We start from the raw sequence: 13841 nt of genomic DNA, 5'->3' as shown, positions 1-13841 counted from the left end.
TCCGCAGGGGCATCCGATAATATGAAAGTAACCAAACCTACAAAAGGGAGTCTCATTATGAGTCAAAAATATGATGTACCGAACCTCTATAATTTCCTGCTGCACACTCCAGAGGGCGGTCTCAGAAAAATGCTCGTGGATAACAAGCCTTTCACGGAAGCGCACTTCAATCTGATGATGAAGGTTGTTCGTGCCTGCAACGAAAGTCAGTTTACAGAGCATTTCGACAAACAGGATTTCCCAAAGGTAAAAATGGGTCCTGGCGATATCAAAATTAAAGAGAAGTTCTGGGCCGACTGCATGACCGTCTGGGATAACCGTGGACTTCTGACTCCGGCTGTGGCAACTAAGGCGGCATGATCGCGTATCTTGCCCCTGAAAAATTTCTGCCAGAACTTCTTGAAGAGCTTAAAGACGTAAAGTCGGTTCACGGGAATCTGGTACTCACTGATGGGCCCTTGCAGAATTCTGTCTGGGCCCAAAACATTTGGCTTGATGCCCAGATCATTCCGTTTGAATCCATTTCCCAAGCGGCCAAGGCATTAAAGAGCCTGGGAAAACTCTGGGCTTGTTATACCTTCGAAAATCATCGCCGCGCCCAACTGATTCAGGACCAGCTTCCGAAGTTGCGTCCGCGTGTTCTGGATTTCCTCAGCGAACTACCTGAAGACAATCTGGGAGCCTGGACTTTGTTGGACAAAAACACGCTGCTGGCCTCCCCGACCACGAACTCCCGCTTTCCTTTAGGGGAAGTAAAATTCAACGAAGACAAAAAAACACCGCCGTCCCGGGCTTACCTGAAACTGTGGGAGCTTTTCACCGTCTATGGCATCCGCCCTGAACCCGGTCAGAAGGTCGTTGATTTCGGCAGTTGCCCCGGGGGATGGACGTGGGTGCTTCAACGTGTGGGCTGCGAAGTCATCAGTATCGACCGAGCTCCTTTGGAGCCTTCCATTGCGGCCCTGCCGGGTGTGAAGTTTATGAAGACCAATGCGTTCAATGTGAAGCCGGAAGATCTTGGCCGCATTGATTGGTTCTTTTCCGATATTATTTGTTACCCTGAAAAACTGCTGGAGCTGGTACAGACCTGGCAAGCTTCAGGACTTTGCTCAAACTTCGTTTGCACGATAAAATTCCAAGGTGAGACTGACTACAAGACACTGAAAAAGTTTTTGCAGATGGAAAACACCCGAATTCAGCATTTGCACCACAACAAGCACGAGGTCACGGTATGGATCAAACCACCTTCAAGCTGATAAGTCGCGCTGACGAAAAGGCGAAACTTTGGGATGATATGGCAAAAGCTCGTGGCGAGTTTTTGTGCAAGGGCACCGACGACTTGATCTGCAAACTGCGAGTGCAGCTGTTCAACTCCAAACTTCAGGCTTTGGAATGCACCTTTGAATCCCCGACACAAATGAAGGATCAGGAAGAATATCTGGGACACTTCTTTTTAGGCGGTGAAAAGTATTACTTCCAGGCCAAGGCGCAAGTTCAAAATGGCAAGGTGTTGATCCCGGTTCCACAGGAACTCTATCACTTGCAACGCCGCCAGAATTACCGGGTGCATATTCCGGATGGTTACCATGCGTTCTATAATATCATTCTGGTGAATCAGAAACCGCAGAAAATCACCGGACAACTGGCCGACCTCAGCGGACAGGGTTGCCGCGTGATCTATCGCCTGGATGCCCCACTGATGAAAGTCGGCGACCAGGTCACAGGTCATCTCTTGATTGGCAAACGAGCTCCGATCGAAGTTCAGGGCGTCGTCCGTCATATCAAAGTCGATGACAGCAATAAAGTCATCCAAACCTTCGGCATTGAGTTCACCCCGCTGCCTCCGATTCTGGAAAACAAACTCTTCGCAATCACTCTAGAAATCCACAAAGAAATCTTCCGCCGTTAAAAGGTGCCTGGTTGTTTTTTCTGGCTACTGCGCAGCAGACCCCACAAAAAACAAAAAAACCAGCACAATCTCGCACTGGGGCTCACCTTAGTTACGACAATCCACGACTGATGCGTCGTAGCCAGAAAAAACAACCAGGCACCTTTTACTCCGATCCTAGGACTGTCGGGTCTTTTTTGCGGATCGATTCGTATTCCTGATCGAGTTGTTGTTGCAGCTGCTTCTTTTTTAGCTCGGCTTGTTTTTTCTGATCGGCCAGAGCTTTCTTGTTTTCTTCAAAGCGTTTGGAATAGTCGCGGTGAAGCTGGTTGAATTCATCGGTTTTAGAGCGAATGTAGTCGTCGAAGTTCTTACGTTTGTCGCGCATGTCGGCTTCGAAGGAATCACGCTTTTCTTTTTGATTTGCATAGAAATCTTTCCGCTTGGATTCCAGATCATCATAGAATTCCCGGCGTTCGTCCGACGTCGCCTTTTTCTTGGCAAAAGCCTTCCTTTGATCTGCCAGTTCTTTCGTGAACTCATCGCGCTCTTTCTTCTGCTGCTTGCCGAACTGTTCACGGGCCTTGGTCATGTCTTTGTTAAAGGCACTGCGCTTTTTATTCACAATCGAACTAAATTGGTTGCGAACCTCGGATGGAGACCTGGAAAGATCTGACACCAGTCCGTCCATGAAGGCCTTTTCATCGTTTTCCTTGCGGACCTCTTCAGGAATGTTCTTGCGTAGAGCCTCCAAAGCCTCGCGGTCTGCTTTCAAAGAATAGTTTTCATCCACCAATGCCCCGCCGCCCGGACCTTCTGCTTCTGCCCTGGCCTCCAGGAAAGACAGCATCACGACCAAGACACAGAAAAGAAGAGTCAAAACAGACTTAAGTCTCAATGTATCTTGCGCCTTGGACCCTGCAAAAGAAGGTGCCAGTGGTAAACTCATGGTGTTCTCCTTACGAATGAATCTTTTTGAGAATAATTGGACTCTACTCAAAACACAACAGACCGATAAGGAACCTATGTTATACGGTAGAAGAGTCATCGAACCTCAACGCGTACCACACGGGCAACACCCGCGTCGCTTTATTCTGAATAAAGCCTTTCAGTACAAATACAGCTGGTACATGATCACAGCCGTCGCTGGCGGAGCGTTGCTGTTCCTGATTCCGGCCTTTTACTTTATTAATCAGAACTATGACCTGTTCAAAAGTCTGGCTTACGACACCTATCCAAGCCTGGTTCAGCACCTGGAACGCGAAACAACGTGGCTGCGCATTTTCCTGGCCGCCAGCTTTGTCTTCCTGATCGGCGTGACATTGTTCCTCAGTATCCGCATGACCAAAAATCTGCTGTCCCCTTTGATCAGCATGGAAAAGCACATGCACCAATTGATGCTGGGTCAGTGGCATATCCCCGACTATCAAATCCCGGAAGAAGATGACTTCCGCGATCTTTCCATGACCTATGATTACTTCTATCGCGCCCTGAAAGCGAACACGGAAACCGAACTGAAACTTTTGGAAAAGCTCAGCATCGATCCGCAGAATCGCGAGGCCTATGCCGCCTGGAAGACTTTATTGTCTGAAAAACGTGCGCGCCTGGGTATTAAGGAAGAATTTATCCTTAGCGAGAACGTCGTAGAGATGAACGAATTTGATCAGAGACGTCGCGTTTCTTGATCGCCTCACGCTTGTCGTGTGTCTTTTTACCCTTCACCAAAGCAATCTGAAGTTTCGCGCGGCCGTTTTTGAAGTAAATCTTCAGCGGCACGCAGGAATAACCTTTTTCACGTAAAGCCCCGAAAATTTCATCGAGCTCTTTTCTATGCATCAAAAGTTTGCGATGTCTTTCCGGGACGTGATTGTTATAGCTGGACGCTTTGTATTCAGCGATGTGGGCATTTTGCAAATAGGCTTCATCCCCTTTGAAAGAGATGTAGGAATCCTTCAGCTGAACATCCTTGTTGCGCAGGGATTTCACCTCACTGCCCGTAAGCTGCAAGCCCGCCTCGTAGGTTTCCACGATCGTATAATCAAACCGGGCTTTTTTGTTCTCATGAACAATCAGGATGTTTTCACTCATTCTTCAAATCCAAAATGCTTGTACAGCTTTACGAACTGAGCCGGACTGAGTTCCTCAGCACGGGCGGTTTCTTTAAAGCCCAGTTCTGACAGCCAACCGATCAGCTGCTCTTCAGTTAGCTTCTTTTGACTTAAAATACCAGACAAATTTTTCTTCAAAAGCTTACGTCTTTGCGCAAAGGCCGACTTCACAAAACCCAGGAAAGCCTTGCGGTTTTTGACCTCAGACTCAATACGCTCAAAGGACAACACTCGGCTGGCCACCCGCGGAGGCGGCTGGAAGTCCCTTGGACCGGCTTCTGTCACGGTTTCAATTTTCCAGAAAGTTTGTGCAAAGACACTTAAAAGACCGTAAAGCTCGGCCCCCACGGAACCGCGTATCTTTTGGGCCACTTCCTTCTGGAACATCAGCACCATGGCTGCCACACCTTCGTTTTCCAAAGATCTTTCAACCACAATACTGGAAGAAATCTGATAAGGCAGGTTGCTGACAAAGACCACGCGTTTTCCGGTATAAAACTGCTTCCAATCCAGGCGAAGGGCATCTTCTTCAATGACCGGCATTCCCTTGTCACGCCAGTAAGCCGCAATGGCATGATCCAGTTCAATCAACTGCAACGGCAAATTCAGTTCACGCAACAGATCCGTCAAAGCCCCCGGGCCCGGACCGACTTCGATCAGGGCTTCGGGCTCAAAAGCCTTCACCTGATTGACGATGCGCTCAATGACCGTGTCGCTGACCAGAAAGTTCTGACCTAAAGATTTTTTGGCGGCAATGCCCATGGCTTCTTGCGCGCGTTGCAGACGTTCTCTGGAATTACTCATCTAAAATCCGTAGCTAAAGGTTGAGGCGATGGCCCCAGATCCAAACTTGAAACTTCACCGCGGGCCATGCGCAAAGCCCCCACATAACCAATCATCGCGGCGTTATCAGTGCAATAGCGAAGGGGCGGAATCACCAAAGTGTATCCCTTTTTATCCGCCCATTCCTGAGCACGCTGACGCAAGCGCGAGTTCGCACTCACCCCGCCTGTCAAAATCACCCGCTTGGAGCGGAATACTTTGGCAGCGCGATCTAATTTTGCAATCAACACATCGACGATAGCTTCCTGGAAAGACGCACATAGATCCGGCAATCTTTCCTGAACCAGTTCAGGCCCCAACTGCTCGATCATGCGCTGACCCGAGGATTTGAGCCCCGAAAAGCTCATATCGAAAGTGTCATCATGGATCATACTGCGCGGGAATTCGAAAGCTTCGGGGTTGCCGGTTTTGGCCATTTGATCCACGCGGACTCCACCCGGGAACCCCAGACCCGCCATCTTGGCAAATTTATCGAAACATTCTCCGGCAGCATCATCCTTGGTGGCACCCAATATGCGGTAATCGCCAAGGCCTTTGATTTGATACAAACTTGTGTGTCCACCACTGATCGCCAGCCCCACATACGGATAACCGAAGTCTTCCGGTGGAGCATACTTATCATCGCGCAGGAACGGCGCCAGCAAGTGACCTTCCAGATGATTCACACCCAAAAAAGGCAAATGTTTGGCTTGGGACAGCGACTTCGCCGTCACCAACCCCACAATCAGGGCCCCGATCAAACCCGGACGATTGGTCACGGCGATCCCTTGAACGTCGGACCAGTTCATGTTGGCTTTTTTAAAGGCTTCTTCGATCAGCGGAATCAGAGCGATGGAGTGGTTGCGGGCGGCGATTTCAGGAACGATACCGCCATAGATTTCGTGATCCAGATCCTGAGAAGCGGCCACCACGGAGTGCACCCAGCCCGTGCGATCCACGATCGCCACAGAGGTGTCATCACAGCTTGTTTCAATGGCCAGAACTCTTTCAATCACGATATTACTTTTTTAAACCCTTCAAACGGATCTTAGCACGACGAGCCTCTTCTGACTTCGGAAACTTGCTGACCACCTCGTCATAAAAGGTTTTGGCTTCGTCTTTCATGCCCAATTCCTGGAAAGAGACCCCGATTTTGTAAGTCGCATCCGCAAACTTAGGACCTTTCGGATTTTCATCACGGTATTTCTGGAAGTTCAGGATGGACTGCTTCCAGTCTTTCTTATTGAAATGGTCCTGAGCCGCCTCATAAGGGTCTTTTTTCGCCTGTTTGGCCGCTTTCTCAGCCGCCTGGGCATTGGCCACGCGTTCGGCGCGCAAAGCATTGACTTCCGTGTTCAGCGCATAGATCTGCTTTTCCATGGTTGCGAGGGCTTCTTGCATAATGCTGACTTTGGTATTTAAGTCGACATTTTGCTGTTGAGAAGCCTTCAAAGCACTTTCCACACCGGAATGGCTTTGACCCAGCTTATTTTCAACCACATCCACGCGACCATTCAGTTCACGGATTTGCTCTTCAATCTCGGCCACACGTCCGGCGGCGTCGGCGTTGGTTTTTTGCAAAGTCACCACTTGCTGTTGCATCACCTGACGCTGTTGATTGTCGCGAACGTCGTTGCGAGTTTTCAAACAACCTGTCAAAAGCAAAGAGGCTGCCGCCACTGAGATAATTAACTTCATAGGATGTCTCCAGTTTTCTGACGGATCAGACGGGCTGAGTTTTCAGCCTTTTCCGCTGCCATACGGGCGCGGATGAATTGTTCTTTGGCTTTTCCGTAATCACGATCTTCGAAGTAAATGCGTCCCTTGCGATAGGCCTCTTCCGCCTGATGCCAGTATCCGGGAGAGTGTCGGGCCGCTTGAACAGAACGAGCCGCATCCAGTGCGGCTCGAGCGAGAGAATAGTCATCTATTGGAACTGGCGCAGTTTGACAGCCGACGATCACCGTAAAAAGTAGAACTCCGATGAAAAGTCTCTGTAATTTCACTCTGCGCCTTTCTTAAGGATTACTGAGCAGGTACGAAGTTCGCACGACGGTTTTTCGCCCAAGCTGCTTCAGAGTCACCCATCTCAAGTGGTTTTTCTTTACCGTAGCTGATTGTGCTCAAACGCTCTGCCGGGATACCCAAAGACACCATGTAAGCTTTAACTGCGTTTGCACGTCTTTCACCCAACGCCACGTTGTACTCGATTGTACCACGATTATCACAGTGACCTTCGATTTGTACGCGAACAGAAGGATTTGCTTTCATCCACTCGACGTTAGTCGCGATGTCTTTCTTGGAAGAAGCATCCAGGCTGGATTTGTCATAACCGAAGTGAACAGTCACCAAACCAGCGATTTTACCAGAGTCAGAACCCATTGGGTCAAAGCTGAGCGGTGTGGAATCAATAGCCGTTTGATCGCCTGTAGGCATCGTTTGAATGTCCTGATCAGACTGAGTTTGTTTTCCTTTACAACCTGCTACGAAAGCGATGGCAACAAGACCAAGAGCCAATTTACGAACCATGATGTCCTCCTATGAAGTTCGAGTCGTTATCATTAACAGTAAAAACTTTAATTTATAGCAGCTCATTGTCAAACCTTAGATTTCCGAATTGATGTTGCGTTGCTGTACGGCTAAGAAATCATATGCAAAAAAGATCCTTTGTTTACGGGCTGGCGTCTCTTTTTATAACAACGTTCCTTTCGATATTCCGAGCTGAGGCGCAACTGGAAGTTCCGCCCGATCTGAAGTGGAAGACCCTGCACACCCCACATTTTGAAGTTATTTTTAATGCCGAGCAGCAGGACCTTGGGTATCTGTACGCCGAAAAATTAGAAAAAGCCTATGCAGAGCTGCGCTCCTACTTCCGCACACAGCCCGAAAAAACCGTCGTTATCATCAACGACAAAACAGACATCACCAACGGTTACGCCACTCGCATCCCCTATCCCCACATCATGGCCTATCCTGTTTTGCCCGGCCCCGAAGAAAGCCTGGCCGACACAGGGGACTGGGCGTTTGAACTTCTGGCCCACGAATATACACACATCCTGACGTTTGAACCGGCCAACGGAATCATGAAACCTTTGCGAGCTGTGTTCGGCACCATTATCGCTCCGAACATCCTGATGCCTCAGTGGTGGAAAGAAGGCGTGGCCGTGGAGATGGAAACCCGCCTGGGCCACCATGGACGTTTGCGTTCCTTGTATCAGGATGCCACGGTCCGGGCCATGGTGGATGCTCAGAACTTCTATGAATACGACATCGCCGAAGCCAATGAATCCATTTACACATGGCCTCAGGGGGCTCGTCCCTACTTGTTCGGCTCTCTGATGTGGAGCCAGATGCTGGCCGATCATGGCAACGCCCTTGTCGCCGATCTGCACGAGGCCCAAGGTGGTCGCGTTCCTTACTTTATTGAAGGCCCTGCCCGCCAATACATGGGACGCAGTTACACCAGCCAATACGGTCACATGATGAAGGACACCGAACAGCGCGCTTTAGAACAACTTAAAACTTTGCGCGAAGTCAGCCCCACAGAAATTATTCTTCCTAAAAATAATTTCCAGTCCGTCAGCGCACCCGCCATCTCTCCGGACGGGAAGCACCTTGCGGTGATCACCGAAGATGATGGCAACTCGCGCGCAGTTCGCATCATCAGCAAAGAGAACCTGCAGCAAAGCTTCCTGGATGCCAAAGCCGCCAACACGGTGGAACGGTTTAACGAAGGCTTTATCCCGGCATCACAAAAAGACGGCCCACCCACCGGAAGCATCCAGCGCATCAGCTGGTTCCCGGATTCGCAAAAGCTGATCTATGACAAAATCGACTACACCAATCGCATCCAGCGTTATTCAGATCTGTTTGTCTATGATCTGGGTAACAAAAAAGCCCAGGCTCTGACCAAGGGGCTTCGCGCCCGGGAACCTGCAGTCTCTCCGTCCGGACAACGAGTGGCTTTTGTTAAACTCGACGGCAACCGCACGCATTTGGGAATACTGAAATTGAACGGAGAAAAAAATCCTCCGTCTGAAATCATCTTGTCCCCCAAAATGCAGGAGCGCATTTCCTATCCCACTTTCTGGGATGAAAACACTTTGATCTACTCCTTGCGCAAAGTGGACGGCAGCGAAAATCTTTATCGAATCAATTTGGATTCGCGTCAGCCTGAAATTCTTTTTGCCGACTACCCCAGCGCCCGCTTCGCCCGCAAAACCAGCGAAGGGCTTTTGTTTGCCTCGAGCAAAAACGGTGTGCTGAATCTTTACCTGGCAGATCTGAATCTGCAGAATGTCCGACCTGTTTCTCATACCTTGACCGCTCTTTTCACAGCGGATCTGGACCCGGTTAAAAAAGAAATCTTCACCACTCAGATGACCAGTCAGGGATTGCGTGTTTCCGCGATTCTTCCCGAAGAATGGCAGAAAACTCCGACCCTTCTACCGCAGGTTTCCTCGATGGTCGGCGATCGCTATGAGGCTGTTGAAAAAAATCCGAAGGCCGAAGCTGAAGCCCAAGCGGCGGTGGCCGAAGCCACCGTAGAGGATTATTCCCCCTACGGCTATCTGCTGCCTCGTTACTGGATTCCATTTATTTCCGGTTCTTCCAGTGAAACCGGCGTGGTGTTGCAGGCGCAAACGTCAGGATTTGATCCACTGAAGAAACACTCCTATGCCATCGCGGCCTCCTGGGATACGGCTCTTAACAAAGGCAGCTTGCTGGGCAGCTATCTGAATCAGACAACGTCGTTGCCTGTGTCCTTGCTCGCCTACAAACGCAGCTACTATCTGGGCACCACCATCAACGAAATTGAAGACACGGGCACTCAACTGTCAGTCCTTCCCGACAGCCACTGGATGTCGATTTACACCAACTTGCAAGTCGGTTGGCAGTACCTCGAACGCACCAATGCGGTTCATACAACCGTCAAGCGTACGGGCCCTTTTGTCTATTTGAACTATGCCAATTACTCAGAGTCCGGCGCACAGATTTCTCCTGAATCCGGCGGCGGGGCCTATGTGGGTGCTTACAACTATATTGCTCAGGATGGCTACCTGAACCATTCGCAATTCCTTGCGGGTGGTGAAATCTATCTTTCCCGCTATCTACCTAAACATCACGCCATCATGTTACGAGCCAATGGAGCCCACATACCAGAAAAGGTGTCTTCGATCTACGGAGTGTCCACCGAGTCCATGGTGTTCGTTCCCGACAGCCCCCTGCCACAGTACATTCTGCGCGGATACAAGCGCGGGCAGCTGTTCGGCCGAAATCTGGTCACCATGAATGCGGAATATCGCCTGCCGCTAAAAGAAATCTACAGTGGCTCTGGCACGGACCCTCTGTTCCTGCGTCGAATCTATGGTGCGGTGATTGTGGATGGCGCAGCCGCGGACGGAGTTTTCATCAACGAAACCAAGCCCTCCGAAATCGTGTCCTTCGATAAGAAACAGTTCTGGAGCTCCGGAATTGAGCTGAAATTGGAAACCACTTTGGGCTATGTCGTCCCCGTCACTTTGGTCGCCGGATACTATGTGGCTTTCCAAACTGAACAAGGTCCGGAAGGTGTTCTGGCAACAGCTCTGCAAATAACCGGCTTCTAAGTTGATATAGTGCGGTGAGCCAAACCGCTCCATCTTGACAAAGACACAGCCCCTCGAAATTATTGAAGATATCGACAACTAGCGGCGAGGATGCCGCTCTATGCTGTCACCTTGGGGGGAGATTCATGGAAAAAATCAGCTGGATTAAAGAACTTGTGAAGGCTGAGCAACAGATGGAGGAATCCGGTCTTGTTGATATGAGCTTCGGCTTTGACGCCGAAAAGATTCTTATCAACGACACGATTCAGTTCCTTCTTGCTATGAAAACCGAGTTCGTGGACGCGTCAACGTCCTTCAACGAACTAAAACCGTCGGCTTTGGGCCGCATTAAAATCTACGGTATCGCAAAAACTCATGCAGACTTCATGCTTTTCCGTAACGGCTTTAAAATGATCTTCTCATTGAAAGCTCCGGGACAGATCAGCATCCGCTTCAACTTCATCGGCACCAACTACATTCCAACTCCGGGCATGGAGGCAGCACAAACTGCAACCAACGTGATGGATGAACATATCGTTGAAGCCAAATGGGGGGCCTTCGGCGAAGTGATCTGGACTTATCAAGGTCAGCCGATCAAGCTGGAGTACATGGTTCGACACTACATGACTCTTTTCATCAAAGAGAGCTCCAAGTAAGAAAGGCCCCGATGGGCTTACTATTACCCACAACTTTATTAGAAGTTGTGGGTTTTTGTTTTTTTAGAAGTTAAGAACATCATAAACCTGTGCAGCTCCGGTAAGCTGTAGCCATCCAGACCAGAGGGAAAAATCGTAAAGGAAAACTATCACAACGTTGGTTGGTGGCAGTCTTTATGAAGGCAGAAGAAAACTTCCGCACAGTGAAAGGGTATCAGCACATAAAAACAGTGATCGAAAGAATTGAAAAAATCCAAACAGAAACGGTTGACAACAAAATCAAAAAGGCAGCATAGTCGGGTTCACTTCACGAAAGCGGTTCCCGACTTTCAACTGAAAATGAGACATCTCATTTATTCTGAATTTTCCTTAAGATAATTTCCAACGGGCAAAACTTGGTAAAACTTGATTGTAGCAAGTTAAGGCCCACAAACACCGTAAAGAAAAGCCAATAGGGCGAATAGAAGTAGGCCAACGCCACACTGATTAGAATGAATGTTCCTGCAAAGGCGCGGATTTGGTTTTCGATTGTCATACGTCACTCCCTTCTGTTTTCATTTCATTATGGATGACTCGCGCTCGAGTCTTTCCAACAAGCCAATAATAAAGGACCGGAACGGCAAAACGACTTAACACCGTCGCAGCCACCTCCCCAAAGATCAAACTCACAGCCAGCCCTTGGAAAATCGGATCAGCCAACATCACCGAACTTCCCACCACCACTGCAGCGGCGGTTAAAAGCATCGGTCTAAATCTCAAAACACCGGCACTCACCACGGCCTCTTTAAGATTCATACCCTGCCCCAATTGGTGCTCAATAAAGTCCACAAGGATAATTGAATTTCGCACGATAATTCCAGCTCCCGCGATAAATCCAATCATCGACGTCGCCGTAAAGTAAGACCCCATCATCGCATGACCAGGCAAAATACCGATCAAACTTAAAGGGATCGGTGTCATAATCACCAACGGAACGGCGAAACTTCTAAACCAACCCAAGACCAAGATATAAATCAGAACCATCACGACACCAAAAGCGCCGCCAAGATCCCGGAACACCTCGTAAGTAATGAACCATTCTCCATCCCACTTCACAACCGGGGCATTGGTGTTCCAAGGAACATCCGCCGTCTGTAAAGGGTATTTGATCTGCGGAGCCAACTTCAAGATCCCATAGACCGGAGCCTCTTCACTTCCCGACAACTCACTCATGACATAAGAAACAGGTTTCAAGTTCTTTCTATGCAAAACCTGATTGGGAATCTCTTTAGGAATCTTTAAAACTCTTTCCGCCTCGACAGATCCCGATTCAAAAGAGGGCACCGTCAAACCTTCAAAAGGACGACTGCCCGATCTGGCTTTTTGTTCAAAAGAAAGATCCACGTTCACATCTTCAGGAGAGTTCACGTCCTGCAGACTCGTCACCGGGGTCTCTGAGAATACCAGTCGTCCTAAGGCCATCAGTTCGGATGACTTGGTTCCAAAGACACCCCCTTGAGCTTGATCGTATTCATAGACCTTTCTAGGACGTCCAGAGCGGAGAGTCGTATCCAAGTCCACCACGCTGGGTTCGTTTGCAAATACCTGCTCAATTTCTTTAGTCACCAGCTCCCGAGATTTTTCATCCGGTCCATAGACTTCTGCCATCATCGTGGCCAGAACCGGAGGGCCCGGCGGAATCTCTAAAACCTTCGTGATCGCCTGTTTTTCTTTTGCAAAGTCCCGAATCACAGGACGAAGACTTTCAATGATTTCGTGACTGGAAACTTTACGCTGACCTTTTTCTGTCAAAACAATCTGTAAATCGTTTTGATAGTCGGCATTACGCAAGAAGGTGTGTTTCACCATGCCTGAAAATGAGTACGGAGCAGATTCTCCAGCAAAAACCTGCACCGCCTCAACTTCTTTATGTTGAAGAATTCTTTGCGCCAACTCTGTCGACCACGCCTTGCCTTGCAAAAGAGGTGTTGTCACAGGGTAATCAATCAAAACTTGAAACTCCTGTTTGTTATCAAACGGAAGCATCTTCACTTTAACAGATTTAAAGTAAACCAAGCTGGAGGCTGCGATCAAAAGAACCACCGTGAAGGCTCCAAAAGCCAAGGCGGTCTTTTTTGTATTGAGCAACGCCTCCATCACTTTTTGATAAAGAAGATCCAACTTGCTGACCTTGGGGGCTTCGGTCTTATCGCCCTCATGGTGATGACTCTTAAGCAACTTCACCGCCGCCCAAGGGGTCACAATGAATGCCACGAAAAGAGAAAGAATCATCGCAAAACTTGCGCCCACGGGGATGGGTTTCATGTAAGGTCCCATCAACCCGCGCACAAAGGCCATTGGCAAAATCGCGGCTATCACCGTAAAAGTTGCAAGGATCGTTGGATTGCCGACCTCAGACACCGCCTTGATGGTGGCCTTCACTAAACCATCTTTGTGATTCTCTTTCAGATGCCTTTCAATGTTTTCGACAACCACAATGGCGTCATCCACCAAAATACCGATAGAAAAAATCAACGCAAACAGTGTCACGCGATTCAGCGTGTAACCCATCAAATAGTAAATGGCCAGGGTCAAAGCCAAAGTCACAGGGATGGCAATCGCCACTACCAAAGAAGCCCTGATTCCCATAAACAGGGCGATCAATGCCGACACGGACAGTGTCGCTAACAGCAAGTGCTCAATCAACTCATTGGACTTGTCTTCTGCAGTTGAACCGTAATTGTTCCGTTTCACTTAGTTTGACCGGGTTCGTTTCAGATACTTTGACCACCTGATTTTT

Annotated in this window: 14 protein-coding genes and 1 pseudogene; 6 read left to right on the top strand and 9 right to left on the bottom strand. The window is 49.0% G+C overall.

What is annotated here, in order from left to right:
* Positions 1–57: 57 nt before the first annotated feature.
* From ACZ5ZV_RS03725 to ACZ5ZV_RS03715, 3 genes are read left to right on the top strand one after another with little or no spacing between them, the layout of a single operon-like run.
* Entirely contained in the window at positions 58–360 is a 303-nt protein-coding gene (locus tag ACZ5ZV_RS03725) for a hypothetical protein (protein WP_464120084.1), read from the top strand.
* Positions 357–1256, top strand: coding sequence for an SAM-dependent methyltransferase (locus ACZ5ZV_RS03720; RefSeq protein WP_464120083.1), 900 nt, complete (start codon positions 357–359; stop codon positions 1254–1256). The genes ACZ5ZV_RS03725 and ACZ5ZV_RS03720 overlap by 4 nt, the downstream gene beginning before the upstream one ends.
* A complete protein-coding gene (locus tag ACZ5ZV_RS03715) occupies positions 1232–1909 on the top strand; it encodes a flagellar brake protein (RefSeq protein WP_464120082.1) in 678 nt (225 codons plus the stop codon). Before ACZ5ZV_RS03720 ends, ACZ5ZV_RS03715 begins: the two co-directional genes overlap by 25 nt.
* A gap of 145 nt (positions 1910–2054) precedes the next feature.
* On the opposite strand, the gene ACZ5ZV_RS03710 is transcribed toward ACZ5ZV_RS03715, so the two are convergent.
* On the bottom strand, positions 2055–2837 hold the full coding sequence (locus ACZ5ZV_RS03710; protein ID WP_464120081.1) for a hypothetical protein: 783 nt from the start codon (positions 2835–2837) through the stop codon (positions 2055–2057).
* 76 nt (positions 2838–2913) lie between these two features.
* Between ACZ5ZV_RS03710 and ACZ5ZV_RS03705 the strand changes: the two genes are divergently transcribed.
* Positions 2914–3573, top strand: a complete 660-nt coding sequence (locus tag ACZ5ZV_RS03705) for a hypothetical protein (protein WP_464120080.1) — start codon at positions 2914–2916, stop codon at positions 3571–3573.
* Here ACZ5ZV_RS03705 and smpB read toward each other — a convergent pair.
* Genes smpB through pal form a run of 6 tightly spaced genes read right to left on the bottom strand, consistent with a single transcriptional unit; the run spans position 3518 to position 7347 of the window.
* The gene (smpB, locus tag ACZ5ZV_RS03700; RefSeq protein WP_464120079.1) at positions 3518–3976 is read right to left on the bottom strand and encodes an SsrA-binding protein SmpB; all 459 of its coding nucleotides are present in this window, start codon (positions 3974–3976) and stop codon (positions 3518–3520) included. The two genes, ACZ5ZV_RS03705 and smpB, sit on opposite strands and share 56 nt — an antisense overlap.
* Positions 3973–4800: a 16S rRNA (adenine(1518)-N(6)/adenine(1519)-N(6))-dimethyltransferase RsmA gene (gene rsmA / locus ACZ5ZV_RS03695; protein ID WP_464120078.1), complete on the bottom strand. Its 828-nt coding sequence runs from the start codon at positions 4798–4800 to the stop codon at positions 3973–3975. Before rsmA ends, smpB begins: the two co-directional genes overlap by 4 nt.
* The gene (gene tsaD, locus ACZ5ZV_RS03690; RefSeq protein ID WP_464120077.1) at positions 4797–5834 is read right to left on the bottom strand and encodes a tRNA (adenosine(37)-N6)-threonylcarbamoyltransferase complex transferase subunit TsaD; all 1038 of its coding nucleotides are present in this window, start codon (positions 5832–5834) and stop codon (positions 4797–4799) included. Before tsaD ends, rsmA begins: the two co-directional genes overlap by 4 nt.
* Before the next feature lie 4 nt (positions 5835–5838).
* Complete coding sequence (locus ACZ5ZV_RS03685; protein ID WP_464120076.1) at positions 5839–6516, bottom strand: tetratricopeptide repeat protein; 678 nt, start codon at positions 6514–6516, stop codon at positions 5839–5841.
* On the bottom strand, positions 6513–6824 hold the full coding sequence (locus ACZ5ZV_RS03680; protein ID WP_347358989.1) for a DUF4398 domain-containing protein: 312 nt from the start codon (positions 6822–6824) through the stop codon (positions 6513–6515). Before ACZ5ZV_RS03680 ends, ACZ5ZV_RS03685 begins: the two co-directional genes overlap by 4 nt.
* A 19-nt stretch (positions 6825–6843) precedes the next feature.
* Positions 6844–7347 (bottom strand): peptidoglycan-associated lipoprotein Pal, encoded by a 504-nt coding sequence (pal, locus tag ACZ5ZV_RS03675; RefSeq protein WP_464120075.1) that lies wholly within the window; start codon positions 7345–7347, stop codon positions 6844–6846.
* 122 nt (positions 7348–7469) lie between these two features.
* Here pal and ACZ5ZV_RS03670 point away from each other — a divergent pair, with 122 nt between their 5' ends.
* A complete protein-coding gene (locus ACZ5ZV_RS03670) occupies positions 7470–10427 on the top strand; it encodes a TolB family protein (RefSeq protein WP_464120074.1) in 2958 nt (985 codons plus the stop codon).
* A 125-nt stretch (positions 10428–10552) separates the two neighbouring features.
* Positions 10553–11062 (top strand): hypothetical protein, encoded by a 510-nt coding sequence (locus ACZ5ZV_RS03665; RefSeq protein WP_374001263.1) that lies wholly within the window; start codon positions 10553–10555, stop codon positions 11060–11062.
* A gap of 349 nt (positions 11063–11411) precedes the next feature.
* On the opposite strand, the gene ACZ5ZV_RS03660 is transcribed toward ACZ5ZV_RS03665, so the two are convergent.
* Together ACZ5ZV_RS03660 and ACZ5ZV_RS03655 are read right to left on the bottom strand one after the other, a co-directional pair.
* The gene (locus ACZ5ZV_RS03660; RefSeq protein ID WP_464120073.1) at positions 11412–11597 is read right to left on the bottom strand and encodes a YgaP family membrane protein; all 186 of its coding nucleotides are present in this window, start codon (positions 11595–11597) and stop codon (positions 11412–11414) included.
* A pseudogene (locus ACZ5ZV_RS03655) lies at positions 11594–13783 on the bottom strand (efflux RND transporter permease subunit); the annotation flags it as partial. The gene ACZ5ZV_RS03660 and the pseudogene ACZ5ZV_RS03655, both read right to left, overlap by 4 nt.
* Positions 13784–13841 lie beyond the last annotated feature (58 nt).

It is taken from the genome of Bdellovibrio sp. HAGR004 (assembly GCF_055397015.1).
The sequence above is the reverse complement of the archived record's forward strand: the minus strand, read 5'-3'. Positions and strand labels throughout refer to the sequence as shown.

Bases quoted from the DNA above. Each gene is read 5' to 3' on its own strand.
- ACZ5ZV_RS03725 (WP_464120084.1), top strand. From the start codon at position 58: ATGAGTCAAAAATATGATGTACCGAACCTCTATAATTTCCTGCTGCAC.
- ACZ5ZV_RS03720 (WP_464120083.1), top strand. From the start codon at position 357: ATGATCGCGTATCTTGCCCCTGAAAAATTTCTGCCAGAACTTCTTGAA.
- ACZ5ZV_RS03715 (WP_464120082.1), top strand. From the start codon at position 1,232: ATGGATCAAACCACCTTCAAGCTGATAAGTCGCGCTGACGAAAAGGCG.
- ACZ5ZV_RS03710 (WP_464120081.1), bottom strand. From the start codon at position 2,837: ATGAGTTTACCACTGGCACCTTCTTTTGCAGGGTCCAAGGCGCAAGAT.
- ACZ5ZV_RS03705 (WP_464120080.1), top strand. From the start codon at position 2,914: ATGTTATACGGTAGAAGAGTCATCGAACCTCAACGCGTACCACACGGG.
- smpB (WP_464120079.1), bottom strand. From the start codon at position 3,976: ATGAGTGAAAACATCCTGATTGTTCATGAGAACAAAAAAGCCCGGTTT.
- rsmA (WP_464120078.1), bottom strand. From the start codon at position 4,800: ATGAGTAATTCCAGAGAACGTCTGCAACGCGCGCAAGAAGCCATGGGC.
- ACZ5ZV_RS03685 (WP_464120076.1), bottom strand. From the start codon at position 6,516: ATGAAGTTAATTATCTCAGTGGCGGCAGCCTCTTTGCTTTTGACAGGT.
- pal (WP_464120075.1), bottom strand. From the start codon at position 7,347: ATGGTTCGTAAATTGGCTCTTGGTCTTGTTGCCATCGCTTTCGTAGCA.
- ACZ5ZV_RS03670 (WP_464120074.1), top strand. From the start codon at position 7,470: ATGCAAAAAAGATCCTTTGTTTACGGGCTGGCGTCTCTTTTTATAACA.
- ACZ5ZV_RS03665 (WP_374001263.1), top strand. From the start codon at position 10,553: ATGGAAAAAATCAGCTGGATTAAAGAACTTGTGAAGGCTGAGCAACAG.
- ACZ5ZV_RS03660 (WP_464120073.1), bottom strand. From the start codon at position 11,597: ATGACAATCGAAAACCAAATCCGCGCCTTTGCAGGAACATTCATTCTA.